The 26407-nt window shown below is 63.1% G+C and carries 24 protein-coding genes; 16 read left to right on the forward strand and 8 right to left on the reverse strand.

What is annotated here, in order from left to right:
• Positions 1-7: 7 nt before the first annotated feature.
• The 5 genes from D3242_RS27980 (at position 8) to D3242_RS28000 (ending at position 7946) form a co-directional block, all read left to right on the forward strand.
• Positions 8-787: a PP2C family protein-serine/threonine phosphatase gene (locus tag D3242_RS27980; protein ID WP_064986120.1), complete on the forward strand. Its 780-nt coding sequence runs from the start codon at positions 8-10 to the stop codon at positions 785-787.
• Positions 784-3411, forward strand: a complete 2628-nt coding sequence (locus tag D3242_RS27985; protein ID WP_064986062.1) for a serine/threonine-protein kinase — start codon at positions 784-786, stop codon at positions 3409-3411. Before D3242_RS27980 ends, D3242_RS27985 begins: the two co-directional genes overlap by 4 nt.
• A 12-nt stretch (positions 3412-3423) precedes the next feature.
• Entirely contained in the window at positions 3424-3924 is a 501-nt protein-coding gene (locus D3242_RS27990) for a DUF1036 domain-containing protein (RefSeq protein ID WP_064986064.1), read from the forward strand.
• A complete protein-coding gene (locus D3242_RS27995; RefSeq protein WP_064986066.1) occupies positions 3921-6344 on the forward strand; it encodes a M23 family metallopeptidase in 2424 nt (807 codons plus the stop codon). Before D3242_RS27990 ends, D3242_RS27995 begins: the two co-directional genes overlap by 4 nt.
• A gap of 270 nt (positions 6345-6614) precedes the next feature.
• Positions 6615-7946, forward strand: a complete 1332-nt coding sequence (locus D3242_RS28000) for a caspase family protein (protein WP_064986068.1) — start codon at positions 6615-6617, stop codon at positions 7944-7946.
• A gap of 84 nt (positions 7947-8030) precedes the next feature.
• Here the strand turns inward: D3242_RS28000 and D3242_RS28005 are convergent, their stop codons facing one another.
• Positions 8031-8534, reverse strand: a complete 504-nt coding sequence (locus D3242_RS28005; protein WP_019859816.1) for an OmpA family protein — start codon at positions 8532-8534, stop codon at positions 8031-8033.
• 212 nt (positions 8535-8746) lie between these two features.
• On the opposite strand from D3242_RS28005, the gene D3242_RS28010 reads away from it, so the two are divergent.
• A complete protein-coding gene (locus D3242_RS28010) occupies positions 8747-9283 on the forward strand; it encodes a DUF6931 family protein (protein WP_156315148.1) in 537 nt (178 codons plus the stop codon).
• A gap of 53 nt (positions 9284-9336) precedes the next feature.
• Here the strand turns inward: D3242_RS28010 and D3242_RS28015 are convergent, their stop codons facing one another.
• Both D3242_RS28015 and D3242_RS28020 read right to left on the reverse strand, forming a co-directional pair.
• Positions 9337-10578, reverse strand: coding sequence for a caspase family protein (locus D3242_RS28015; RefSeq protein WP_081296220.1), 1242 nt, complete (start codon positions 10576-10578; stop codon positions 9337-9339).
• 7 nt (positions 10579-10585) lie between these two features.
• Positions 10586-11629, reverse strand: coding sequence for an OmpA family protein (locus tag D3242_RS28020; protein ID WP_245314248.1), 1044 nt, complete (start codon positions 11627-11629; stop codon positions 10586-10588).
• 598 nt (positions 11630-12227) lie between these two features.
• Between D3242_RS28020 and D3242_RS28025 the strand changes: the two genes are divergently transcribed.
• The 3 genes from D3242_RS28025 (at position 12228) to D3242_RS28040 (ending at position 15283) form a co-directional block, all read left to right on the forward strand.
• A complete protein-coding gene (locus tag D3242_RS28025; RefSeq protein WP_064986070.1) occupies positions 12228-12662 on the forward strand; it encodes a hypothetical protein in 435 nt (144 codons plus the stop codon).
• A 606-nt stretch (positions 12663-13268) separates the two neighbouring features.
• Positions 13269-13667: a c-type cytochrome gene (locus D3242_RS28035; protein ID WP_051726851.1), complete on the forward strand. Its 399-nt coding sequence runs from the start codon at positions 13269-13271 to the stop codon at positions 13665-13667.
• A gap of 59 nt (positions 13668-13726) precedes the next feature.
• The gene (locus tag D3242_RS28040) at positions 13727-15283 is read left to right on the forward strand and encodes a bifunctional aminoglycoside phosphotransferase/ATP-binding protein (RefSeq protein ID WP_064986073.1); all 1557 of its coding nucleotides are present in this window, start codon (positions 13727-13729) and stop codon (positions 15281-15283) included.
• An 18-nt stretch (positions 15284-15301) separates the two neighbouring features.
• Here D3242_RS28040 and D3242_RS28045 read toward each other — a convergent pair whose 3' ends face one another.
• Positions 15302-17983: a bifunctional acetate--CoA ligase family protein/GNAT family N-acetyltransferase gene (locus tag D3242_RS28045; protein ID WP_064986125.1), complete on the reverse strand. Its 2682-nt coding sequence runs from the start codon at positions 17981-17983 to the stop codon at positions 15302-15304.
• Between the two features lie 149 nt (positions 17984-18132).
• On the opposite strand from D3242_RS28045, the gene D3242_RS28050 reads away from it, so the two are divergent.
• From D3242_RS28050 to D3242_RS28070, 5 genes are all read left to right on the forward strand, one after another.
• Positions 18133-18357 (forward strand): DUF302 domain-containing protein, encoded by a 225-nt coding sequence (locus D3242_RS28050; RefSeq protein ID WP_019859823.1) that lies wholly within the window; start codon positions 18133-18135, stop codon positions 18355-18357.
• On the forward strand, positions 18357-20228 hold the full coding sequence (locus D3242_RS28055; RefSeq protein WP_081296221.1) for a heavy metal translocating P-type ATPase: 1872 nt from the start codon (positions 18357-18359) through the stop codon (positions 20226-20228). The genes D3242_RS28050 and D3242_RS28055 overlap by 1 nt, the downstream gene beginning before the upstream one ends.
• A 15-nt stretch (positions 20229-20243) precedes the next feature.
• Positions 20244-20693 (forward strand): thioredoxin TrxC, encoded by a 450-nt coding sequence (trxC, locus tag D3242_RS28060; RefSeq protein ID WP_064986075.1) that lies wholly within the window; start codon positions 20244-20246, stop codon positions 20691-20693.
• Between the two features lie 82 nt (positions 20694-20775).
• Positions 20776-21162 carry a hypothetical protein gene (locus D3242_RS28065; protein ID WP_064986128.1) on the forward strand — a complete coding sequence of 129 codons (387 nt, stop codon included), beginning with the start codon at positions 20776-20778 and terminating at the stop codon, positions 21160-21162.
• Between the two features lie 28 nt (positions 21163-21190).
• Positions 21191-21781: an NAD(P)H-dependent oxidoreductase gene (locus D3242_RS28070; RefSeq protein WP_064986130.1), complete on the forward strand. Its 591-nt coding sequence runs from the start codon at positions 21191-21193 to the stop codon at positions 21779-21781.
• A gap of 164 nt (positions 21782-21945) precedes the next feature.
• Here D3242_RS28070 and D3242_RS34510 read toward each other — a convergent pair whose 3' ends face one another.
• The 3 genes from D3242_RS34510 to D3242_RS28080 all read right to left on the reverse strand — a co-directional run bounded on the left by D3242_RS34510 (position 21946) and on the right by D3242_RS28080 (position 23533).
• A complete protein-coding gene (locus tag D3242_RS34510) occupies positions 21946-22044 on the reverse strand; it encodes a sulfocyanin-like copper-binding protein (RefSeq protein ID WP_223217890.1) in 99 nt (32 codons plus the stop codon).
• Complete coding sequence (locus D3242_RS28075; protein WP_223217889.1) at positions 22034-22435, reverse strand: hypothetical protein; 402 nt, start codon at positions 22433-22435, stop codon at positions 22034-22036. The genes D3242_RS34510 and D3242_RS28075 overlap by 11 nt, the downstream gene beginning before the upstream one ends.
• Before the next feature lie 114 nt (positions 22436-22549).
• A complete protein-coding gene (locus D3242_RS28080) occupies positions 22550-23533 on the reverse strand; it encodes a zinc-dependent alcohol dehydrogenase family protein (protein ID WP_019859830.1) in 984 nt (327 codons plus the stop codon).
• A 458-nt stretch (positions 23534-23991) separates the two neighbouring features.
• Here D3242_RS28080 and D3242_RS28085 point away from each other — a divergent pair, with 458 nt between their 5' ends.
• Together D3242_RS28085 and D3242_RS28090 are read left to right on the forward strand one after the other, a co-directional pair.
• On the forward strand, positions 23992-24633 hold the full coding sequence (locus tag D3242_RS28085) for a helix-turn-helix domain-containing protein (RefSeq protein ID WP_064986077.1): 642 nt from the start codon (positions 23992-23994) through the stop codon (positions 24631-24633).
• A gap of 46 nt (positions 24634-24679) precedes the next feature.
• On the forward strand, positions 24680-25195 hold the full coding sequence (locus tag D3242_RS28090) for a GNAT family N-acetyltransferase (protein ID WP_019859834.1): 516 nt from the start codon (positions 24680-24682) through the stop codon (positions 25193-25195).
• Here the strand turns inward: D3242_RS28090 and D3242_RS28095 are convergent.
• A complete protein-coding gene (locus D3242_RS28095) occupies positions 25192-26385 on the reverse strand; it encodes an acetate/propionate family kinase (protein WP_064986132.1) in 1194 nt (397 codons plus the stop codon). The genes D3242_RS28090 and D3242_RS28095 overlap by 4 nt on opposite strands.
• Between the last annotated feature and the right edge of the window lie 22 nt (positions 26386-26407).

Below are 26407 nucleotides of genomic sequence, written 5' to 3' on the forward strand. Positions count from 1 at the left end.
TGGCAAATTGAGTTCTGTCGCCCTTCCCATCGAAAGCTTCGGCGTAAGCCATAAGGGCTGCGTGCGCGACCACAATGAGGACAACTACCTGATAGAGCCGCAGACCGGCCTGTGGGTGGTGGCCGATGGCATGGGCGGGCACGAGGCCGGCGAGGTCGCATCGGCCAGCATCGTCGATCATCTGGCGACGATCGGCATTGCAAGCTCGGCGCCGGACCTTCGCGCGCGCTTCGAAGACCGGCTGAGCCGCGCCAATTCCGAAATCCGCGACATCTCGCGATCCCGCGGCATCACCATCGGGTCCACCTTCGCGGCCTTGCTTGCAATGGACGGACGCTTCGCTGGCCTGTGGGCCGGCGACAGCCGCATCTATCTGGTCCGCAACGGTGTGATCTTTCAGGTCTCGAAGGATCACACCGAGGTCCAGGAACTGCTGGACCGCGGCATGATAAGCCCGGAGGAAGCGCTTACCTGGCCGCGCCGCCATGTCATCACCCATGCCGTCGGCGTCAGCGATGAGCTCGAGATCGATTTCCAGCAGGGCGAGCTGATGCCGGGGGATGTTTTCGTCCTGAGCACCGACGGACTGACGGCGCATGTCAGCGACGCCGAGATCGAAGCCGCAGTGATATCCGCAACGCCGCAAGCGGCGTGCCGAAGCCTGCTGGAGACGGTGCTGGCGCGCGGCGGAACCGACAATGTGACCATCGTACTCGTGAAGATCGGCGGCGGTCGCAACGGCGCGCTCCATTCGGATCGGTCCGGAGCGGAGAGCCTGGTGAGATGAGCGACGACGACAAGACCCGGATATCGACGAACGACATCTATGCCGGCGTCGGCACGCAGCTCAGCGGCATTTACGAACTCGACGAGAGGATCGCCTCCGGCGGCATGGGAGAGGTCTATCGCGGCCACAACATCCAAACCGGCGACCATGTGGCGATCAAGATCGTATTGCCCGAATTCGCCCGCGATCAGACGATCCTGTCGCTGTTCCGCAAGGAAGCGTCGATCCTCAATCACCTGTCGCATGACGCAGTGGTGCGCTATCACGTCTTCACCATCGATCCGAGGATCGGCCGCCCGTATCTGGCGATGGAGTTCGTGGACGGCCAGTCGCTATTCGACGTGATGCGTCGCGGACCGATGCCGGCGGAAGAAGTGCGGCGACTTTGCCATCGCCTGACGTCGGGGCTCGCCGCCGTGCACCGGGCGGGCGCGGTTCACCGCGACCTCTCGCCGGACAACATCATCCTGCCTGGCGGGCAGGTGGAAAGCGCCAAGATCATCGATTTCGGCATAGCCCGGTCGGCGACCGCAGGCGGTGAAACGCTGATCGGCGGGAAGTTCGCCGGCAAATACAATTACGTCTCGCCCGAACAGCTCGGTCTCTATGGCGGTGAGGTCAGCGAGCAGTCCGATATCTATAGTCTCGGACTGGTGCTCGCCGCCGCATTGCGCGGAAAGCCGCTCGATATGAGCGGCTCGCAATACGAGGTGATCGAGAAACGCCGGACCGTGCCGGACCTGTCTGACATCGACCCCGATTTCCAAGAGCTCATTGCCGCGATGCTGCAGCCGGATCCGCGGGATCGGCCTGCCAGCATGGCCGAGATCGCCAGGGCAACGCGTGGCGAGGATGTCGACGTGACATTGCCGCCGGCATCGTATGGTCCGCGTGACCGCGCGGGCTTGCCGCGCGCCGGCTGGACGGCGCTGTCCGACACCGGGCCGCAGCCTTCGACGTCCGCGGGCGAAAAGCACTTTGTTGAACATGTGCGACCGGCGCATCTGTCACAACCACGGCCTGCGCCAGCGCCCGCGCCGGCCAGCACGCCCATGCCGGCTGCGCCGCGAAAATTGTCGCGGATGCCGGCTGTCGCCGGCGGCCTCGTGACGCTGGCGGTCCTGTTGGGCGGCGGCCTTTACTTCAGCGGCATCCTGGCGCCTCCGCCTGCCGAAGAGAAACTCAAACCGTTGACACCGAAGCCGGTGCCCAAACCCGTTGTTGAAGCCCCCAAGCCGGTGGCTCAAACGCCGCAGCCGGAAGCATCGAACCCTCAGCCGCCGATGCAGCCTCAGCCGGAGCCTTCAAAACCCGAAAATGCCGCCACTATCGAGACGGTGAACCCACCTGCCCTACCGGATGCACAGGTGAAGACCCCAGTGCCGGCCGAGAACCAGGCGGACGCTGCGGGCCAGCAGAAACCGGAGGCGGCCAAGCCTACCGAAATCCCCATGCCGACCACCAGGCCCGAGGTGCCGCCGGCAACAGAAGCACGGCAACCCGCTGAGCAGGCGCCGGTAGCGCGGCCCGTCGGCAAGCCAGCGCCGTCCGAAACCACGGCCAACAGTCAGGCGCAAGCGCCCCCGGTCGAGACCAAGCCTGCCCAAAACCCGACCGCTAACCCACCGAAGACGTCCACGCCAAGCCAGGCGGAGGCAGAGAGCAAGCCGGCGCAGCAGGCAAACCCGCCGGCGACAGAACCCAGCGCAACGGACCTGGTCGAGATCCTTTCCAAGCTGGCCAAGCCGGAGGCTTCCTCGCCACCGACCTCGGAGAGCCGGTTGCCGGCGCAGCCGACCAGCCCGCCGGCTAAACCGGTGGCCCCGCCCCCGGCCGCCAGCGAGCCGACACCACCAACCTCGCCCCAAGAGCCGACACAGGCAGCGCAGCCGTCCCAGCAACCGCAGCCGCCGGTAACCACACGGCCCGAAAATACCGAAGTCGCGATCAATGTGCCAAAGCCGGCGGTTCCGCCGGCGAAGCCGGTCGACGAGGCGGCGCAACGCGCCTCATGGGTGCGCGACTTCAGCGGCGGCGACTGTTTCTATGCGTCGCTGACATCGCAAACCGCCAGCTCCGCCGCCATCGAAGGCCTCGCAACAGCCGTGCAGCCCTTCGAGCAGATGCTCAATGATTTTCGCTCGAGGTTCCATCTCGAGCCGGACATCAATGTCCGTCTCATCGAACAGCCCCAGTGTGAAGTGACCAACTTCCTGCGCGTCCTCGACCGGAACCGTGTGGAAAGTCCGCGGCTCGTTCTCGACCGGACATCGGTGCCGGATGGCGCGCCGATCAGCGGCACTCTGGTAACGCGTGGCGGGTTGGTTTCCAACGTCATGTTAATCGACCACAGGGGCATCGCCTTCAACCTCGATGATCGCATCGTGGCGCAGACCGACAAGGCGACCTTCAACATCCCGATCGGTCTAGGCGCCGCCGACAAGGCGGCCGGCAAACCCCTGCCGCAGATCATGCTGGTGATCACCGGACCAAAGGACATTCAGGCCGCGATGTTCTCGAGACCGACACCGGTCTCCGAGCTTTTGCCAAAGATCCTCGAGGAGATCGGCGCCGACGGCCGGCAGTTCTCCGCCACCGCCAAATATTTCCAGCTCGGCGGATAGATATGAACGCCGATGGACCTTCGCCCCTCGCATTCATTTTGCCAGCCTTCGTCACGCACAAAGCGTAGCTGGTTTCGATTACTGGCGGACTTCTCCGACCGCTTGGCATTTTCCGCGCTGCTCGGCGCGGCGCTGCTCGTTATCTTCTCGACCAGAAGCGCGCATGCCGAATTCACCGTCTGCAACCAGACGCTCGACGTCGTCAACCTCGCCGTCGGACAGAAGGTCGACAATGCCGACCAGACCGATGGCTGGTGGACCATCGGCGCCAACCAATGCGTGAACGTCATCCGCGAGGAACTGGCCAACCGCTACATCTACCTCTACGCGACCGACGTGTTCGGCCATGCGATCCTCAACGGATCGACCGAGATGTGCGTTGATCGGCGCCGCTTCTCCATCCGTGGCATCGAGGAGTGCTGGCAGCGCGGTCATATCGCGGCGCGTTTCGTCGAGGTCGACACGCTGGAGCAGGTGCGCTGGACCTATTTCCTGACCGGAAACAGCCCGTGACGCACAGCATCGACACGAGCTTCAAACAGAAGAAGCTGGCACGCCTGGCCGAGCGCAGACGCAAACTCTGGCGCCGCGTTCTTGCTGGCGTTGCAACGCTCACCGTCATCGCGATCGCCACCGGCTTCTATCTTACGAAGGACAACTGGTCGTTCGGCGACGAGGATGAGGAACTGCATCCCGTCGAAGGCATGGAGGACGTGCCGCCCGACGCCTCGGTCTATGTGCCGGCCATCATCGACCTTGCCGGTGATCCGATGTGGATCACGCTGGCGCCCGATGCGGACACCGCCACGAAGGGCCACACGGTTGCGCGCCCGGCCGAACTCGACAGTTCCGGGGCCTCGCCGCAGATCGAGATTCTGTCCGACGTGATGCTGAGCGCCAGCGAGAAGTTCATGACGACGATCCCGTCGACGCAGGAGGATTTTGCCTTCTTCAAGGCGCAGCGGCAGCCTTCAACCGCAGCACCAGACGATCAGCAACCGACCTCGCCCGCACCTGCTGCGGCGCCCAACGACCAACCGGGCGATCTGGCGAACGACCTGCAGGCGCCGCCGGACGCGGGCGAGCCCCCCGCCGGTTCGGCGCCCAAGGCCGACGCAGACGACCCCGAGGCCGGCTGGGGGGAGACCATCGACCAGGGCGAGGCAGCGCTGCCCGCCTTCAAGAAAACCGCGATCGAGAACAACACCACCGTCGCGACCGTCACCAGCGAATATCAGCGCTTCGCGGCGACAGAGGACACTTTCGTGAAAATCCTCAACGACCGCAGCCTGGATAGCGTGGCGCTCGACGCGCATTTCTCAGCGGACGACGCCAGGCTTGCGGGCGAGGCGCTGAAAGCGCTGTTCAAGCGCGACGGGCTCGAGGCCGGTTTCGTGGTCGCCATGCGCGGCTTCCGGCCGAATCGCGAGACGACGACCATGTCGCTGATGCAGGTCTCGGTCTACGCAAGGAACGTCTATGTCGGCACGCTGACGCGCAACGCAGCGGGCGCCTTCGTTTCCGGCGTCGACCCCTGGGTTCGCGAGGACCTCTTCAACTATTCGGGTGCCTCCGACCAGGGCGGACCCAAGCGGCAGTACCGGCTGCTCGACGCAATCTACTCGACCGCGGCGCGCAACAAGGTGCCGACCAGCGTGATCGGCGAAGCGATCATGTATCTGTCGAGGGGACAGGATCTCGACGCTTTCGCCAGCGAGGACCAGCGCCTGGTGATGATCTACTCGCAGACGCCGCGCGACGAGGGCGAGATCTCCGGACGGGTGCTTTACGTCGGCGTCCTGGGTAAGGACAAGAACCTCGACTGCTTCGTCTTCCAGCAAAGTGACGGCCAGTATGCCTGCGTGACCGGCGATGATCAGGTTCGCTCGCTGAACGTCACCAACGGCATGGTCACGCCGGTCGCCGGGGTGATGACGTCGACCTTCGGCCCGCGCAAGCATCCGATCCTCGGCACGGTTCGGATCCACAAGGGTGTCGACTGGGCGGCTCCGGTCGGGACGCCGGTCATGGCGGCCTTCGACGGCGAGATTTCCTTCCAGGGCGATGGCGGCAGCTACGGCAATCTGGTGAAGATCACGCATGCCAACGGCCGCGAGACGCGCTACGCGCATATGCAAAAATTCGCCATCGCCAGCGGTGTCGGCACCAAGGTGAAGGCCGGCGACGTCATCGGCTATATCGGCACGACGGGGCTTTCGACCGGCCCGCATCTGCATTTCGAGCTCTACGAGAACGGCGAGGCGATCGACCCGCTCGGGACAGTCACCACCGTCGCCACCGCCGTTTCCGTCAGTTCCGGCGGGCCCGGCGATTCCGCGGTCGAGACGCTGACCGACCGGATCGTCCATGTCGAAAGCGGCGGCAGCGCCCGCGCCAAGAACCCCAACTCGTCGGCAACCGGCGCCGGCCAGTTCATCACCAAGACCTGGATCCGGATGATGAACACCTATCGTCCCGACCTTGCCCGATCGCTTTCGACCGCCGACCTGCTCGCGCTTCGCTATGACGCGACGCTGTCACGCGAAATGGTGCGCAACCTGGCGCGCGAAGGCGAGGCCTATCTGCGCGCCCGCGGCCACCAGATAACCGCCGGTCGCCTGTATCTTTGCCATTTCCTCGGCATGGAGGGGGCACACCAGGTGCTGGCCGCGTCCGGCTCGTCGCAATTGAGCGCTGTTCTGGGCGCAGCCGTGATCCAGGCCAACCCGTTCCTGACCGGCAAGACCGTCGGCTACGTCATCGATTGGGCCGAGCGGAAAATGGGGCAGAAAGTGCCGCGCGTGGTGACCGATCAGAGCCAGCCGGCGACAACCACGACCGAGGTCCGGCAGACGTCGCCGGAGTTCGAGAAATACAAGCAGGCGATAACCGCGTTGCTCAATTCAATCCAAGAGACGCTTGAGCCGGGCTGAGCAATTCCAGGAAAAGTGTGAACAGAACGGCTCACCATTTCCGTGAAACGGTGAACGGTTCTAGTGGCCGTCCCGGCTCAAAGGCGGCACGATCGCCTGGTCGATCGGTTTCGACAAATATCTGCGGAAGCCGGGGGATCCGGTGAACCTAAGCTGTCGTCGGGGCTACACAAGCCTGAGAGCCATTTTTGGCCGAAGCGACTTCGTCGCTGACGAATTGAGCATGCGCAGAGATCCATAGCGTGCCCCGATGGGCAGGAGGGCTGATCCATGAAACTGTTTGCCATCCTTTTGAGCGGAGTTGTCCTTTCCATCCTTGCCGCCTTCGGCGTCCAGGCCGCAACAGCCGAGAGCAAGCGTGTCGCGCTGGTCATCGGCAACAGCAAATATGTCAACGCCGTTGCCTTGCCCAACCCGGCGAACGATGCCCACCTGATTGCGTCGACGTTGCGCAACGCCGGCTTCGACGTGATCGAAGGTGTCGACCAGGACAATGCCGGTATGCATGGCCTGATCAGCAAATTCACCGAAGAATCCTACAACGCCGACCTCGCGGTCATCTTCTATGCCGGCCACGGCATGCAGGTCGACGGCAAGAACTATCTCATACCGGTCGATGCCGACCTGACCTCGCCCGCCTATCTCAAGACCCGCACGGTTCAGATCGACGAGTTCATGGCGGCGCTGCCTGCCGATCCCGCCGTTGGCATCATCATTCTCGATGCCTGCCGCGACAATCCGCTGGGTCGTACCCTGGCTGCGGCTCTGCCCAAGAGCCGCTCGCTTGGCGCCGGCCTCGCGCCGGTGGATGCAAAGGCAGACGGCGTCGGCACCGGCGGTGTCTTGATCGCCTACGCAACCGATCCCGGCGCTATCGCTTTCGACGGCGACGGCGACGGCGTCGACAGCCCCTACTCCCTGGCGTTGGCCAAGCACCTGACCGAACCCGGTGTCGAGATTCAGAGCGCGCTGACGCGCGTGCGCGGCGACGTGACGGAAGCCACGCAGGGCCGGCAGCGCCCATGGCACAACGCATCGCTGGGACGCGAGGTTTTCCTTGGCAAGCCGTCGGCACAGGCCGCGGGGGCGCCGATCGCCGATGCAGCCAGGACGACGGCCTCGCCCGCCCCCGCGCCGATCGCAAGCGATCCGCCGTCCTGGCAGGTTGAGCAGCGGCTTTGGGATGAGGCTTCGAAAAAGAATGCCATTCCCTATTACGAGGCCTATCTCGACCAGTTTCCAAGCGGCCGCTTCGCCACGGTGGCAAGGCTCGACATCGACCAGTTGAAGGGCCCCGAGGCGGGCAAGCAGGTCGCGTCGCTCGACACGAACGATGCGAACGCGAATCCCGGCTCAGCCGTTCGCACCTCGGCCGCCGACCAGGTCCGCACCGCACCACCGAAGAAACAGGTCGTGCACAAGACCCGCACGCTGAAACCGATGGCGCAGCGGAAACCGCGAAGACAGCAGATCGTCGAGCGCTGGCGCAACAGGGAGACTGTGATGCGCGACGAGCCGCCGCGGAGAGACAACAATGACTTCCTGACCAAGGCGCTGATTTTCGGCAGCGGCGTCGTGATCGGCGGTGCGATGAGATATTGATCATAGTCAGCCAAAGGGAACCCGCGTTGGACGAGTTCCCTTTTGCCGCTATCGCTGTTGCCGGATCGGCCTGGCGGCGACCGCTTACTCGGTCCTGATGCGCATTTCCACGCGCCGGTTGACCGGATCGTAAGGATTGGCGACCCGCGGGTGCGACTTGCCCAGGCCGATCGCTTCGAGCCGCGCCGATTCAACGCCGTTCGCTTCGAGGAAAGCGGCCACCGACTGGGCCCTGCGCTGCGACAGGTCCTGGTTGTAGCGATCGGGGCCGGTTGCATCGGTATGACCTTCAACGACAAAGCTGAACGTGCTCAGCCGATTGTCCTTCAGCGCCTTGGCGAACTCGTCGAGTTCGGTGCGCGCCGTCTGGTCGAGTTGCGCGGAATCAAGGGCGAAATTGATCATCATGTCGAGACCGGTCTTTTGTGCAGCTGAGCCAGTCTTCTCGGCCTTGCTCTTGCACTCTTCCTCGGTGCCGACGCAGATGCCGCGCGCGGCACCCAGATTGCCGGACTGTCCGGCGAAGAACTTGACGATGTCTTCTGATTTCTGAAGCGGATCGGCAAAGACGTGCGTTGCAAGAAGCATGGCCGCCAATGCCAAGGCTGAACTGCCCCATCGCATGACCGTCACTCCTGTCTAAGAGGATTTCGCTGGCGCGCATCATATCAAATCGGGAAGCGATTGTCTGTGAACAAACGCATGCCGCTCGTGGCCGCCATCTGCCAACGACTGACGCTTGACCGGCGCTCGGCCACAGGCTTGAGTGCTGTTCTGGTGGTTCTTGGGGTGTGGCAGCCATGGCCAATGAACTCGGATACAGAACGGCACGGGATCTGTTTCTTGCTTGTCCCGCCATCGCCAGGGACATGAAATCGCTGGCCACGGGCCAGCCGCCGCTTGATTTTTGCCGAGCCCTGCTTGCCGGGCGCGTGCCGGAAGAAGCAGTCACGTTCTGTGCCTACCTTCTGCCCGAGCGAGCCGCCGTCTGGTGGGGACATGAGTGCCTGAGCAATCTCGCCGAGCTCCTCGCGGACCGGGATCTCGAATTGCTGGCGCTTGTCCATGACCGCGTCGGCGAACCTGACAATCCCCACCATCAAGCCGTCCTGAGCAATTCCCTTGACCTGCCGCCGGCAACACCGGCCGCCTGGATCGCTCTGGCAGCGGTGTGGCGCGACCCGACCCTCGACATGGTGTCGACCGGATTTCCTGCCGCTCATGCCGTCAATGCCGGAATTCTGGCCGGGTTGGCCCGCGCCTCGCTGGCGGACCGGTTTTCCGTGCTTTCGGCCTTTGTCGAAATGGGCATCCAGATGGCGGAGATGGAGGCGTAACGGCATTCGCCGATCCCTACGCGCCATCCGTCATTGCTGGCCTCAGGCCGGCATTATTTGCAGCCGCCTTGCGCCCATCTGGCCAGCGCGACCTTGAAGCGCGTACCAAGCGGATGCTGAAGGCGCAGGACCGAGACGTCGTTGGCGGCGAAATTCTTCGCCTGCTCGCAAAGGCGGACCTCATTCCACTCATGGCAGTTGTCGCAGTGCTTGCCTTCCCAGACCGATTTGTCGAGGCCTTCCACCGGACTGAAAAGCGGTTCGCTCTTGATCAGTTGGGCGATGCTCTTGCCGTCGATCGCCGGGTCGCCGAACTTGACGGGACGATCGAAAAGGATAGGGCCGTCGGTAGCGAGCTTCGGGATTTTCGCACGCAGCGTATCAAGCGCAAGCTGGTCGGTGTTCTGGCCTGGCGAAGCGCCGGTGTTGCGCGTGTCGGATCCGGCTTCAGCTTGCGGAGTGCTCGCCTCGCCGACGATCAACGGCGCGTTGAGATCGACCTTGTGCAGGACGACCTCGGTGGTCAAAGAGACATTGATCCAGGGGCGTTGCTTGCCGGCGGTCGCCTTGAAGACGTCGCTGGTCACTCTGTTCATCGCTTCGGTGATGGAGACATTGGATTCCCCAATGTGCTGAAGCAATGCCGTCGTGAAGGGCGAGTGGTCGCCGGACCCGTCATAGGCGAGTTGGTTGGGACTGGCGGCGAAGGCGACGAGCGTTCCGGCGCCGCCATTCTCGATCGGAATTTCCGCAAGGCCGCTGCTTGCACCCTTGATGCCGGCGGTCTTTGCCAGCACATCGGCCAGAGGATTGTCCCGGCATGCGTCCAGAAACACCAGCCTTATGCTTGTCTCGCGAGACATCTGGCGCAAGATGAAATCGACCGACACGGCCTCAAAGTCGAGCGAGGTCTCGTCCTCGAGCGCGGCATCCACCGGAAGCAGATAGTTCTTGCCTGAAACCTGCAGGCCATGGCCGGCATAGAAGAACAGCGCCACATCGGCGCCGCGCACCTGCTTGGCGAACTGGGCGACCGTGGTCTGTGTCTGCTGCTTGGTGAGGTCGAAGCCGGAGACCACCTCGAAACCAAGGTTCTGCAGGCGATCGGCCATCGCCTGGGCATCGCGTGCAGGATTGGCGAGCGGCGGCGCGGCGTGCTGATATTGCGAGTTGCCTAGCACCAGCGCGATACGGCGCTCGGCACTGGCGGCCGTCAAAGTCAAAAGCAGGACGAGCGCGACAAGGCCGGCGCCGTGAAGCAAGGCGGCGCAATACGCGATTGTACGGGAACCCACCCCGACCTCAGTTCGCAAGCTTCGTGGCGGAGAATTCGATCCGCCGGTTGAGCGCCTTGTTTTTCGGCGTGTCATTGGCGGCAACCGGGCTCTCCTCGCCATGGCCGGCGGCACTGATCTGCTGACGCGGCACGCCACCGGCGACCAGCGCATCGGCAACCGCCTGCGCGCGCCGTTCGGAGAGTGCCTTGTTGGCCTCGGGCGAGCCGTCCGAGTCCGTGTAGCCGGAGACCTCCACCTTCAGGGTCGGGCATTTGCCGACGACACCTTCAACTTCGGTGAGCAGCGGACGGCTCTTGGCATCGAGCCGGGCGCTGGCCGGACGAAAGTAGATGGCGCCGGTGCGCGACAACACGGCAAACCGGTTAAGGCACTCCTCGTCGCTGAAATTGGCCTTCGCGGCGTCGGTGGCCACGGGACCGACACCGGTGGTGCCGGCAGCGACTGTCTGCACCGCGGCCGGCTTGCTGCCGTCGGCGACAAAGACGAAGTCGAAGGACACCGAGGCGGTGGGCACGATGTTCGTCACATTGGCGGCCTGCTGCAGCTTGTCGACGTTCGGCAGCAGGCCGAAATCCTCGACATGCACCGCGACGGGAGCCTCTGAGGCGACAGAAACCTGAGTGTCGCTGATCATGGTTACGACGACGCTCGCCTCCAGATCCTTATCGACGCCGTGCAGGCTCAGCCGGAACGGCAAGCTTGCCTTGATCCGGCGTTTGGCCGGCAAGTCGGCAAATGCGGCCGGGTCGACCTTCGCCGTCAGCTCGGCCGTCGGATATTTGAATGTTTCGAAGAACAGGAAGCGCATGCGCACATTGCGCAGGTCGACGCCCGTGTCGACGGAATTGAGATCGAAGCTGACCTTGGCGTCACCGGCGGAACTCAGCGTGCCGGTGATATTCCTGATCTTGTTGGTCTCGACGATCGTGTTCTTCTTGACCGACTGATAGGTGAGCACCGAGGCGTCAGGATCGAGCGTCCAGTTCGGCGCGGCGTTGGCGGCGTGCGGTTCGAGCAACAGCAAGCCCAACAGCGCGGCAAGGACCAAGCTAAAGGCTGCGGCCTTCGCGCGCACTTTTCGACAGAATGCGACGACTTCGAACATGGAACGCCCCCGCCAGGACAACCTATCTCGATACCGCAGGAGATGGGAGCATAGAGCACTTGCCCTTGCTTGGCGAGCGGTTCGAGTCGGCCTCGACACATAACGTCAACCTGCCGTGCGCTCATCCCCATTATCGAATGTCGGCCACATGGGTTCCTCCAAACAAAGGAGCCGCTGAAACTAGGTTTTGTTGCAGGGCTTTTTCTGGCCCTTCCGTGAAGTCCTGAAGCGATGCGTGGCGCGCCTCCTCGTCCCCGCGCACACGCTTCACACCGCCGATCTGCCCTGGCTTGAGCCAGTGTGCGGCCGGCTGCACGAAATCTGTCCCTGCCGTTGGAACATTAGAGATCGATGACGGTTCTTTCGCTTTATATGCCGCTGCGTGCTGTCGGCTGAAGGTCGCTTGGGCAACCCGAGCGGCTTGCGCCCATGATCTCCTGGCCGCGAGCTCTTGGACGTCGAGCTGAAGACCGTAGGTCGAAGACGACAGGCTGCGGACGCCGCTGAAAGCTAAGAACAAAACTAAGAACAGGAGCTAGTCATGAAACATCAGACACTTGAGGAACTGCAGTCGATCGCCGACATCAATCCGATGGCGCCGGCCCTGCTGATGACCAGAGAGCAGCGGATCGAACGGTGGGCGGAACTGCTCGAAATGAATCCGTCGCGCTGCCTGACCGCGCTCACCGGTACCGAGCATCTTAACTCCGGGCTCCGCGAAGAGGCACGGGCAACCGGGTCGCCGATCACGGTTGCCTTCGATGATTCATTGCTGCGTCAATCGGGCCTGAAATCGGACACTTACGGCGAAGCCAAGCGCTTCTTCGAACTGTCCGACTGGCAGTTGCACGACATCGTCTGCAGTTGCCACGCCGGTGCCACGATGCGGGCCGACTGGGCGGCCGGCAGGGTGCGCAGGACGCTTGGAGGCAGCAAGGTTCTCGCATGGCTGAGAGGTTTAATGGCGCACGGTTGAGTGCCAAACGTTAGGCCAGCGAAGACCCGCGCCGCCGCCTCAGCTGCAAATTGCCAGCTGGCGAGGCGGCGCTCGCTGGCTTGCGGGGTTTTGCGGAGCAGGTCCTAGACTGGGGCCGGTGAACCATATCGGCCTTGCTGCGTCGTACGAACTGGTTCTGGTGGAGTGCATCGATGGTCAGGCTCCTTCTCGTCGCGGCTGCGGCGCTTGCCCTCACTTGCGGCGGGACAGCGGCGGCCAAGCTGGACCTCGCCACTATCAATCAAGCGCAATTCTCAGCCGAAGGATCGAAAGGCTTCAGCCCAGTTATCCTGAAGGCGCAGATACTTTTGGATCGCGCCCGTTTCTCGCCAGCCGGGAGGCGGCGTACCACCCGCTCAATGGTAGCGTGATGAGGAGAACGTAAGGGAGGCCGTGTCCGGCACGAGCCGCGAGGTCGAGCCATCGTTTCTGTGGATCTTCGATCCGGGCGCAGCGCCCAGCCATCGGGCCAGTAGACGAGGAATGACCAACGGCAACACGGCAAGGCCTACTCGAGATTGATCCCGATCAACGTCTGCGCGCGCGGAACGCCTTAGCCTGACCCAAAGGCTGGAGGCGGATCAAATGAGATTCCGGACGACGATGGGTTTCTTCGCGTTGACGCTGAGCGCCGCGGCGGCACAGCAGATCAGCAACGGAGAGCAGGAATATCTGAATTCCTGCGCCGTCTGCCACGGCGTGGACGGCAGGGGTGACGGACCGATGGCTGAATTGTTGCGGAAGCGCCCTGCGAATTTGACCACGCTCACGAGGCGCAATGGCGGGGAGTTCCCCTACTGGCGGGTCTACGCGACAATCGACGGCCGCGGCCTCGTTCCGGAGCATGGCGAGCGCGACATGCCGGTCTGGGGCAATCAGTTCCTGCCTGACGACGTGAAGAAATACGGTCCCTACGGTGGGGAGGCCGTGACCACGGAACGGATTCAAAACCTCGCCGGTTACGTCAAGACGCTCCAGCGCTAGCACGACACGCGGAGCTGGCGACTCGAAGGATAAGGCAACCAAAGTCAAGGCGACAGGCGATGATCGTTCAGAACCAAGACACCGTGGTCGACATGCTGAAGGACCCCGCCACCTATGGCGACGCTGGTCCCGTCGAGACGATCGAAACCCACATCTCCCGGATATTCCTTGTCGGCCAACGCGCATTCAAGATGAAGCGCGCGGTCAAGCTGCCTTATGTCGATTTTTCGACGCCGGAATTGCGGGTCGCCGCGTGCGAAAAGGAAGTGGAGTTGAACTCCAGAACGGCTCCCGGTCTCTATCTCGGTGTCCACCGCATCACACGCGCGGGAGACCAGCTTGCCTTGGATGGATCGGGCGAACTGGTTGATGCCGTTATCGAGATGGTTCGCTTCGATCAGTCGAACCTCCTCGATCGCATGGCCGCCGCAGGGACGTTGACCCCCGCGCTGATGACGAATGTGGCGCGCATGATTGCGCGATACCACCGCAGTGCCGACGTGATCCATGCTGCCGGCGGATCGGCGAACATCGGCGGCGTCCTGGCAATCAATTCAGCCGGATTTGCGACAAGCCAAGTGTTCGATGAAACGGAGATTGAAACGCTCAACGCGGCGTTTCGCGCCGCCCTCGCCCGCCATGCCGCTCTGCTTGACCGGCGCGAGGCGACAGGCCGGGTCCGTCGCTGCCATGGCGACCTGCATCTGCGCAACATTTGCGTCTTCGATGGCGAGCCTCGCCTCTTCGATTGCATCGAGTTCAACGATCAGATCGCCACCGTCGATGTCCTTTACGATCTCGCATTCCTGCTGATGGACCTGTGGCATCGCGGTTTTCCGGAGTTCGCCAATCTGGTGATGAATCGCTATCTCGACGACGCCGACGACGAGGACGGCTTCGTCCTGCTGCCCTTCTTCATGGCGGTGCGGGCGGCGGTGCGTGCTCACGTGACCGCGACACAGGTCGAGGAGGGCAGCCAGGACTCAACAAAGCTGGTCGCCGACGCGCGATCCTATTTCCAGCTCGCGCAAGTCCTGCTTGCCGAAACGCCGCCTCGGCTCATCGCGATCGGTGGTCTGAGCGGCTCGGGCAAGACGACGATAGCCGAGGCGCTTGCACCGCAGATCGGCGCGCCGCCTGGCGCCCGGATCGTCGAGAGCGACCGCATCCGCAAGGCAATGCATGGCGTGCCCGCTGAAACAAGACTGCCGGACAAGGCCTACCGGCCCGGCGTCTCTGAACGCGTCTATCGCCAGATCGCCTGGCGTTCGGGACTGATCCTTGCCGAAGGCGGCTCCGTCGTCGCCGATGCGGTATTCGACAAACCGAAGGATCGCGACAAGGTCGAACGCGCCGCGAACGAGGCGAATGTCCCGTTTGCAGGATTTTGGCTGGCCGCCGATCCGTCCGTGCTTTGGCGCCGGGTCGGCGAGCGCAAGGGCGGCCCGTCGGATGCCACGGTCGACATCCTGTCACGGCAATTGCAGCGCGACGCCGGTGCTTTGACCTGGCGCAAGATCGAGGCGGACCGCAAGGTGGCCGAAATCACCGCCGAGATGGTGGCCTTGATGGAAGGCACGGCTTCAACCGCGGTCAGCTTCAGAAAGACAGGATGAGATAAACACTGCCGTCGCTTAGCTGACCTCCAGCCTCGCTACAGACAGGCCCGGCTCGCTGGCATGGTGCGCAATCGAGAAGCCGAACTCCCGGCACATTGTGAGCATCTTGCAATTTTCGTTGAGGATTGTGCCTTCGATACGACCGATGCCGTCAGCCTTCGCATAGTCGATGAGCTGTTTCAGCAAGTCCCATCCGAGGCCATGGCCCTGAAGATCCGACCGAACGAGCAAGGCATATTCGCCGGTCCTGTGATCGGGGTCGCAGGAAAGCCGGCCGATTGCGGCCAGCGCTCCCGTGTCCTTTTCCAGCGCGACGAAGGCGATGTCGCGATCATAATCCAGTTGGGTGAGCCGCTTCAGCATCTGATCCGGAAAGTTCTTCCGGAGTGACAGGAACCGTAGCCGCAGATCATCGGGTGAAATCTTGGCCAGGAACGCAGGATAGAGCGCTACGTCCGCCGGCATGATCGGCCGGATGTGGAAGGAGAGGCCGTCGGAGAGAAGATCGCGACTCCATCCTGACGGATAGGGTCTGATCGCAAGAGCCGGGTTTGGCGCCGTTTCATCCACCCGGCGCGGGTCGATTTCGATGCGGGCGTCGAGCGCAATCACACCCTCTGCGTCCGCCAGCAGTGGGTTGATGTCGAGGGACACCAGGCAGGGAAAGTCGACGATCATTTGCGACAGACCGTTGAGCGCGGCGATAATCGCGGCTCGGTCGGCTGGCCTGCGATCGCGATAGCCGGCAAGCAGGCGGCCTATTCTGGTCGCGTCGATCGCGTCTGCGGCCAGCACGTCGTCAAGCGGCGGCAGGGCGATCACGGTGTCGTTCACAATCTCGACAGCTATGCCGCCGGCGCCAAACAGAATGACCGGCCCGAACATCGGATCCACGCTCATGCCCAAAATGAGTTCCTGCGCATGCTTGCGCGCGACCATTGCTTGCACGGTGTAGCCGTCCGGCTTCGACCCCGCCGCCTGCGCGCTCAAGCGTGCCTCGATCGACCGGGCGGCCTCCGCCGCCTTCTCGGCGGTCGCGATGTCGAGGACCACGCCGCCGACATCGGACTTGTGTGAAACCATCTTCGACAGCAATTTGACGACCACTCTTTCCGAGCTTTCGAGAAGCTCGCCGGCTGCCCGCGCCACTTCCGCGACGGTGCCGGCGACAATGGTTCCAGGCACGGCGATACCGTAGGCGGCTATCGCCGCTTTTGCTTCCGGCTCCGTCAGCATGCGCCGTCCTTCGCTGGCCACCTGCCGGAAAATCGCATGTGCGGCGGCCTTGCCGTCGGCCCGGTCATCACTTTGGCTCGAGGGCGTCCGCAGGAGCGCCCGCTGCGCCTGCGACCATTTGCTGAGATAGGACGCCGCGATCGCGGCGTCCTCCGGCGTCTCGAAGCAGGCGATACCGGCTTCCGTCAGGACGCGCCGGCCCTCTCGCGCGGTGTGCTCGCCCAGCCAGCACGCCAGAAGCGGTTTTCCTCCGATCTCGCCCTCGTCGCCGAGCTCGGCCACCTTCCTGGCTGCGCCTGCCGAAGAACCAAGTCCGGTGGGGCAGTTCATCACCAGGACGACGTCCGTTCCCGGATCCGCCGCCAAGGCCTCGAGCGCCGCCCCGTAGCGCTCCGGCGCCGCGTCCCCGACGATGTCGATCGGGTTCGCACGCGACCAGGTCGACGGGAGCAGATGGTCGAGCCGCGTGATCGTCGAAGGCGCAAGTTCAGCCAACTCGCCGCCACGATCGACGAGCTTGTCGACGGTAAGAACGCCGGCCCCGCCGCCATTGGTGACGATGCCGACGCGTGCTCGCTCGAGGGGAGCGTGGCGCGCGACCGTCTCGGCCGCATCGAGCAACTCCGCGAGATCATCCACACGAAGCACCCCTGCCCGTCGCAAGGCGGCGTCCACCACCCTGTCCGCGCCCGAAAGCGCGCCTGTGTGTGTCGCCGCCGCCCTGGCCGCCTGTTCGTGCCGGCCAGGCTTGATTGCGATGACCGGCTTGAGGCGCGCCGCCGCCCGCGCGGCCGACATGAACTTGCGCGGATTGGGTACCGTTTCGAGATACATCACGATGGCGCGCGTGTGGAAATCGCCCGCCAGCATGTCCAGGCAGTCGCCGACGTCGACGTCCGCCATGTCGCCGAGGGAAATGATCCGGGAAAAGCCGACATTGTTCTCGGCCGCCCAGTCGATCAGCGACGTGGCGATCGCGCCGGATTGCGAGATCAGCGCAATGTTCCCGGGCCTCGCCGCCATATGGGCGAAACTGGCGTTGAGCTTCGCTGGAGGGACCATCAGCCCGACGGTGTTCGGCCCAATGATTCGCATAAGCGAGGGCTTGGCCGCATCGAGCATCGCCTGGCGCAGACCATTGGCGTGATTGAGCCCCGCGGTGATGACGACGGCAGCTCGCGTCCCCTTTTCGCCCAACTCACGCACGATAGCGGGGACGGTGTCGGGAGGGGTAACGATCACAGCCAAATCGGGAATGCCCGGCAGGTCGGCAACCCTACCGTAGCAACGGTGGCCGGCCACCTGCGAGTGTTTGGAATTAACCGGCCAAATCTCTCCCTCGAAGCCGCCGCCGACGATGTTCTCGAGGACAATGCGACCGACGGAGCCTTCGCGCCCGGTCGCACCGACGACAACGACGGATTTCGGTGAGATCGCGTATTCAAGATTTCGGATCGTCATCCCGGAAAACTCCTTGCCGCCACATTCACCGAAGGCGGCGAGCATTCATTGCGCTGGATCAAAGCGGCACCGGCCTCCTGCGGCTAGCTAAAGCGACGCTGCGACCAAGCTGCTCTGCGGGCGAACGTATTCCGTCGAAGGAGGCTCCTATGCGTTACTATTTCAGCAAAAACCTCGACATGCCGTTTGCCGCGGCGATCGAACATGTCACCAAAAAGCTTGCTGGCAAGGGCTTCGGCATCCTGACGAGGATCGATATCCAGCACACGATGAAGGTCAAGCTGGGCGTCGACTTCAAGCCCTACATGATCCTCGGCGCCTGCAATCCGCATTTCGCATGGCGGGCGCTGCAGGAATTGATCAGCGAACTTTGATGGCTGACGCCATGGACGAGTCCGCATTGCGCCGCGCGCTGCTGCTCATCGCCACAACAGGTCTGGCGCTTGGGTTGGGCGTGTGGCGGAGCGGTACTGGTCCCCTCTCGCCCGACACAATCTGGACAGTGGCGACCCTGCCGGTCGTTGTCGTACTCGCCATCTCCATCTTGCGGGATTTTTGGATCGGCCGGATCGGCGTCGACGCGATCGCGCTGGTTTCGATGTCGGCGGCTCTGCTGCTGGGGCAGGCTCTGGCAGCGGTGGTTGTCGCCATCATGTATGCCGGCGGCACGGTGCTGGAAGACTTCGCGCGTGGTAGGGCGGAACGTAATCTCAGAGCGCTGACCGATAGGGCGCCGCGCGTCGCGCATCGTAAATGCGCACAGGGCACCGAGACGGTTCCGATCGAGCAAGTAGCGGTCGGCGACGAGCTTCTGGTGCGCGCCGGCGAGTTGCTGCCGGTCGACGGATTCCTGATCGACGCTTCGGCCGTGTTGGATGAATCGACAGTCACCGGCGAGCCCCTGCCGGAGCGTCGCGGCACCGGCGACGCATTGCGCAGCGGCACAGTCAATGCCGGCGAAGCCTTTTTCATGCGGGCCTCGGCCATCGCCGACAACAGCACTTATGCCGCGATCGTGCGCATGGTCGCGGCAGCGCAAACGGCCAAAGCGCCATTCATACGCATCGCTGATCGTTTCGCGCTGCTCCTGCTTCCGGTCACTCTCCTGCTCGCGGGTATCGCCTGGCGACTTTCGGGTGACCCGATCCGAGGGCTCGCGGTTCTGGTGGTCGCCACGCCTTGCCCGCTGATCCTCGCGGCGCCGGTTGCGTTCATCGGGGGCGTATCGCGCGCTGCCCGCGCCGGCATTCTTATGAAAGGCAGCGCGGCGCTGGAGGCGCTCGCCCAGATACGCACCGCAATCTTCGACAAGACGGGAACTTTGACGCTGGGCGGCGCCGAGCTGATCGAGATCGACGTCGCTCCAGATCGGCAAGCCGATGAAGTGCTGCGGCTGCTGGCCTCGCTCGAACAGGCCTCCCACCATGTCCTTGCGGATTCGATCGTCCGCATCGCCCGCCGTAGAAAGCTAACGCTTTCCCAACCTTGTGATGTCCGCGAGCATCGTGGAGAAGGCCTCAAGGGTCTGGTGAACGGGATGTCGGTCGCCGCCGGGTCGAGGCCGCTCGTTCTTGGGGGCGGGCCGCTGCCAGGATGGGCGGAAAGTGCTGAAAAACGGCACCGGAGCGCGCAAGTGCTGAGGGTGTTCGTGGCTTTGGATGGCCGACTTGCCGGTATCTTCACATTCGGAGACGCCATACGCGAAGATGCTATCGAAACGGTTGGCGCTTTGCGTGCGGTAGGCGTCACGCGGATAGTCATGCTCACCGGCGACGACAGCGCGGCCGCCGAAAAAGTTTCCGCTTCGCTCAAATTCGACGCCGTGTTTGCCGATGCCACGCCGGCGGGCAAGGTCGAAACGGTCAAGGTCGAGAAGGCGACGGCGCCGACGATGATGGTCGGCGACGGCATCAACGACGCTCCTGCGCTTGCCGCGGCGACCGTTGGCGTCGCGCTCGGAGCTCGCGGCGGTACGGCCTCATCGGAAGCCGCCGATGTTGTCGTGCTGACCGATAGCCTGCAGCCGGTTGCGGAGGCGTTGCGGATCGCCATGCGCACGCGCGGTATCGCCCTGCAGAGCATCATTGTGGGACTGGCGCTTTCGGGCGCTGCGATGATCGCGGCCGCCATGGGGCACCTGACGCCAGTGGCAGGCGCGTTGCTTCAGGAGGGGATAGACGTCGCCGTCATCCTCAATGCGCTGCGTGCGCTTGGCGAGGGGCGTTTAGGGCACAGTCGGAAATAGGAGCGCCGAAAGGTCATGTCGCAGGAGAATCTGGTGGTTTGCACCAAATGCGGGGTGGTCAACCGCGTGCCGCGCGGCCGGAATGGCACCGACGCGAAATGTGGAAAGTGCGGTGCGCCGCTATTTTCGGGATTGCCGCAGGACATCGATGGGGCAAACTTCGATCGCCAGGTCGGGCGCGGCAGTCTGCCCGTGCTAGTCGACATCTGGGCTCCCTGGTGCGGTCCCTGCAAGATGATGGCGCCGGCCTATGAAGCCGCCGCCAAGGCCCTTGAGCCTCACGTTCGGCTGGTCAAGCTGAATTCCGACAAAGAGCAGGCTATCGCGGCGAGACTGAGTATTCGCGGCATCCCGACGATGATCTTGTTTCATCGTCAGAAAGAAATAGCGCGAATCTCGGGCGCGATGAGCGCCAGCCAGATCGTTGGCTGGGTTCGCGAGCATATTCCGACAGGCACGAGCTAACCTTTCGCGAAGTCAGGCCATTTGACCTTGATCAAGGCCCAGCTCGGACGCTGCGATAGGAATGGCCTCGAAGGAGTTTGCCATGACCGCATTGCACGACCTCACCCCCAAATTCAGAAATATCCGCCTGCTTCTTGCTCGCGAAAAAGGCCATCCGGAAGGCGACCGCGAGGAAGGCTATGATGTGCTGGCACCGCTCACAGACGAAGGACGACTGGACGCCAAGGAATGGAAATCACACCAGGCGCTCTGCCGCGTCCGCCATTTCCGAGCCGGCGAAGACGATCTTGTCGGGCGCTTGCGCCGCAAGCCGGGCGGACAATGGTTTTTCGACTATACCGAGGGCGACCGTGACGACGAGGCCGGATTTCACCTCGACGACGAATGCTTCGTGACCGGCGAGTATGTCTCGATAAGGCGCAACGGAGCCATGCACACTTACCAGGTCGCCCGCGTGGAACGGCCCTAGCAGTTTCTTGGTTGGTAGGAGCCAAGTGGTGCCTCGCCATATCCTCGTTGTCATCGGCCACCCCGATCCATCACCGGAGCGGCTCTGCCGGGCCCTGGCTTCTGCTTACGCCGATGGTGCTGAACGTGCGGGCCATATCGTACGCAGGATCGATCTGGCCTTGCTGGACATTCCGCTCCTTCGGACGATGCAGGAGTTCGAGCACGGAGCGATCCCCGACAGTCTCAAGGAAGCTGCCGAGGCGGTCGTCTGGGCGGAGCATTTCGTCTTTGTCTTCCCACTTTGGCTGGGCACAGTGCCGGCGATGCTGAAAGCTTTCCTCGAGCAGGTGATGCGACCAGGCACGGCGTTCGCCTACCCAGCCAAAGGCGAGAGTTTCGCCAAATCGTTGTTGCGTGGTCGCTCCGCCCGCCTGGTCGTGACCATGGGAATGCCCGCGGCCGTCTACCGGATCTGGTTCCTCAGCCACGGGATAGCCGGCATGCGACGCGGCATCCTCAACTTTGTCGGCATCAGGCCAGTAAGGGAAACGCTGTTCGGCATGGTCGCCAGCACGAGCAAGGCGAAACGGGCGAAGTGGATCGGGCAAATGCGTCTGCTCGGCGAGCGAGGGCTTTGAGGTCGGTGGCCGTAACAATCGCGAGAGCAATCGGGAGTGCTGGCTCCGGCCGACAAATGCCGAGCCACTTCTTGGCAGGGTGCCCTAAATTTCGAGCGAAACTGGCGATTTCACCCAAGCTGCGAAGCTAAGGCGGTCGCGGATTTCAGCCGAGAGCCACCAGCCTATGGATTAACTGTAAATTCGGCCCACATGCCGGCGCCGTAGTGGCCTGGCACGTTACAGATGAGCAGGTATTTTCCCGCTTTCAGATCAACGGTCAAATGATCCAGATTTGCTGGGATCCAGTTCCGAAACCACGCCCTTGTCGCCTGCCTTTTCTTCGTCGACCCGGTTCTCGGCGTCAATGTAAGGAAGGGACTTCTTCGGGTCGGCGAGAAACATCGCGATCATTTCGTGAACGGTATCCTTGGAATCATTCTTCACCTTGAAGGTGACCCTTCCGGCTTTCACCGCACCGGGCGAAACCTTCATGCCCATGGTGGCTTTTGTCATGTCCAGTCCTGGCGTCGCATAGACGAGGCCGATTGGCATCTCAGTACTTGCGCCTTTGTCCCAAAGGGAGACCTTGACGAGTGAAGCAGCTCGAACGGCGCCGGTATTGCAGGTGATGAGTATGGCTGCGACAAGTCCAAGCTTGAATATGGTCTTCATGACGATCCTCCATCCGGGTGGCAGGACAAGCATTTACATTCCCACTATCCTGCTTGCGCGGTCGCGTGCTGTCCTTGCGCCAAGTCAAACTGGCCGGCCAACTCATCCAAGGCATCATGGCCGCAGAACCGCTGCGCCGCTCAGCCTGCCCATCCGCAAATCCTCCAGCGCCTGGTTGGCCTGCTCCAGCGGATAGACCTTTGTGTGCGTGCGCACCTGAGCGCGCTTCGCTATCGGGAAGAATTCCTCCGCGTCACGGCGAGTAAGATTGGCGACTGTAGCCAACTCTCTTTCTCCCCAGAGAAGTCGGTAAGGCATCGGCGGGATGTCGCTCATATGGATACCGCCGCAAACCACGCGGCCGCCTTTGCGCACAGCCCGAAAAGCCGCTGGCACCAAGTCGCCGACCGGGGCGAAAATGATCGCCGCGTCGAGCTCGGCAGCGGGCAATTCCTCGGACGACCCTGCCCAGACAGCGCCCAACGAGCGCGCGAATTCCTGTGCTTGAGCATCGCCGGACCGCGTGAAGGCGAAGATCTGACGTCCCTGCCAGACCGCGACTTGCGTGATGATATGCGCGGCGGCGCCGAAGCCGTAGATCCCTAGCCGCCTGCCGCCGCCCGCCTTCTTGAGACAGCGCCAGCCGATCAGCCCTGCACATAGGAGTGGCGCTAGCGACACTGGATCCGCCGTGGCGTCGAGATCGAAGGCGAAACGCTCGTCGGCAACGACATGACTGGCGAAGCCGCCATCACGTGTGTAGCCGGTGAAAAAAGGCAGATCGCAAAGGTTCTCGGCACCGGCGACACAATAAGGGCAATGCCCGCAAGTATGTCCCAGCCACGGAACGCCTACTCTCTGGCCAAGCCGAGACTGTGACACGCCCTCGCCAACCAGGTCCACGATGCCGACGATTTCGTGGCCGGGCACAAGCGGCAGCTTCGGCCGCGGCAGATCGCCGTCAACGACATGCAGGTCGGTCCTGCAGACGGCGCAGGCTTCGACCCTGAGCCTTATTTCGCCCGGTCGCGGCGTAGGGTCGGGGCGATCCATAGCCTTCAACGGCGAACCGGGCTTCTCCAATACCATTGCCTTCATGACGTATCCTCGAAATGAGGAGTTAAACGCTCTGTCCGACGGGGAACGGTATTATCGCGAGTGCTTGCTCCTCGCCGCGCGCGGCCTGGTGTGGCGACCGAAGCCGTAGCTCGCGGCAACGCGACTGCGCTTCCGGGCGGAAAGCATTTCCGAATAAAGGCCCAAGGCGGCAATATAGGCAAGGCCGAGTATCCCAGCCCAGATTTCGACGGTGTCGGAGGTCATGACCAAATTCCCTTGGTTGGATGGTTGGTTCCGACTCGATAGTTGCCTTGCCGAGGCATGCCAGCCTTGATCGCGGTCAATCGCACAGAGAGCGCAACTAGGACGGCAAGACCTGGATCGATCGGGTGCTCTCGAGCTCGGCTCTAGGTAGTTTCCCGTAGGGACATAACCGAATTTCGGCGTTGCCGGTTTTGCGCGATTGCTGTTGTCACGGATCAACCGGGACCACAGCCATGTACGCCTCCGCCAAGATCGAACTGCCGTCATACCTCCCCCAGCAGAACCCAGCCGCCATCTTTGACGGCGCGACCGTGCAGCCGGTGAGCTTCTTCTCGGCAGGCGCCGAGATCTACGCCCAGGGCGAAAAGGCGGGTGCCCTCTACCAAGTCGAATTCGGCGCGGTCCGCATCTACCGCCTGCTCGCCGACGGCCGCAGGCAGATCAGCGCGTTCCATCTGGCGGGAGAAACCTTCGGGTTCGAGGCCGACGCCACTCACCACTTCTTCGCCGAAGCGATCAACGCAACCGGTGTCCGGACCTTCCGCGCTCCATCAGGCACGGATATGTCCCGCCAGCTGCTGCCTCTCGCGCTCAAGGGCCTGACCCGGGCGCAGGAACATCTCCTGGTGCTTGGCCGTCAGAACGCCATTGAGCGCGTCGCGGCATTCCTCGTCGAGATGTCGGAGCGTCAGGGCGGTTTGCGGCAGGTGGAATTGCCAATGTCGCGGAACGACATCGGCGACTATCTCGGCCTCACCATCGAAACCGTTTCGCGAGTCTTCACCCGCCTGAAGGAGAAAGGCGTTATCCGCCTGCTCAGCCTGCGCAACATCGAAATTCTCAAGCGCGATACGCTGCTGGCAATGGGGGAATGAGGCCATTTAAGCCAATCCCGCGCATCAATCCTGAAAGGGGCGGAAAATGAAAACCACACTTACAACCCACACCGGATTTCGCTTCGAAGTGCGCCGTGCACGCCCCGACGATGAGCCGATCGTTGCCGAGTTCTTCACCCATGTGACGCCGGAGGACCTGCGCTTCCGCTTCCTCGGAGCCTTGAAGGAAGTTTCGCATGAGCGACTGGTGGAGATGACCCGCTCCGACGATCCGCACGTCCATAATTTTCTCGCCTTTTCGACCGACGGAATGCTGATCGCGGTGGCAACGCTTGCCAGCGATCCGGCCGACCGGCGTGGCGAAGTCGCCATCTGCATTCGCGAGGATCGCAAGCATCTTGGCGTCGGCTGGGAGTTTCTCGGCTATGTCGCGCGCTATGCCGACGACCATGGCATCGAGACGATCGAGTCGATCGAAAGCCGCGAAAATCGCGCAGCGATCGAACTCGAGCGTGAAATGGGCTTCACCGTCACAACGGACTCCGACGACGCGTCGCTCGTCCTTGTTCAGCGGAAGCTCGGCGCCAAGTTGCCAGGCTAGAACGGTCCACCGCCCACAGAGGTGCCGAAGCGCTCTATCTTGGCGGCCACCGCACGTTCCTCGTCGGCTGGAATGACAAGCACGTCGACGAGGGAATCCGGGGCGCTGACCAATTCTTCGCTGTTGCCGTTCAACTCCTTGTCGAGCGCGACGCCCAGCCATCCGGCTGCTTCGCAGATTCTCTGCCGGATCACGGGCGCATGCTCGCCGATGCCAGCAGTGAACACGAGGGTGTCGAGCCCGCCTATCGCCGCGGCAAGTGATCCGATCTCACGCCCGACACGGTAGACGAAAAGATCGACGGCACGCATCGCCGCCGGGTCTTTCGACGCAAGCAGCGTCTGCATGCTCCCGGAGATGCCGGATACTCCCAGCAGGCCGGATCGCTCGTAGAGCAAGTCCATCAGCTCATCAGGCGACAGCTTCCGATCCTGCAGAAGATGCAGGAGGACGCCGGGATCGATCGCTCCGCAACGCGTGCTCATGACAAGGCCGTCAAGGGTTGAGAAACCCATTGTGGTGGCGCGGCTTACGCCCTCCGTCATCGCGCACAGGCTTGCTCCGCTGCCGAGATGGGCAACGATCGTTCGGCCGCCGGCGGCAGCGCCGTAACGGTTGTGGAGCTCGCCGGCGATGTGGCTGTAGGAGAGCCCATGGAAACCGTAGGACACGATGCCTTGCTGCGACAGCTCATGCGGCAGGCCATAAAGTCTTGCAAGCTCGGGCTGCATCGCATGAAAGGCGGTGTCGAAGCAGCCTACCTGCATGGCGCCGGGCAGAAGGCGGTTGGCCAGGTCGACGAGTTCGAGGTTTATCGCCTGATGAATTGGGGCGAGCGGCTTGAGCTTGCGCAGGGCATCGAGTGTGCGCTCGTCGATTAAGGTTGCGCGGGTAAACTCCCGACCGCCATGAACGATGCGATGCCCGACCCTGCGCACCCGTTGCAACAGACCGCGGTCCGCCAGATAGGACGCGACGGCCTCGAATGCCTTGCCGATGGAGATCGGCTGTTCGCCCAGGCTCCTGTCGAAGGGCGGCGTCGTTGCCGTGGGCGCAACGTGGAGTCGGGGCCGCTCGCCTATTGACGAAACGCTGCCGCGCACCAGCAGGTGAAGTTCGTCGCCCCCTTGAAAGGCGGCGAACTTCAGGCTCGATGAGCCGCCATTGAGAACGAGAATTGCATCGGTCATTGCCGAGCGGTCCCAGCCGCTT

The sequence above is a fragment of the Mesorhizobium jarvisii genome, assembly GCF_003601985.1.
GTDB classification, from domain to species: domain Bacteria; phylum Pseudomonadota; class Alphaproteobacteria; order Rhizobiales; family Rhizobiaceae; genus Mesorhizobium; species Mesorhizobium jarvisii.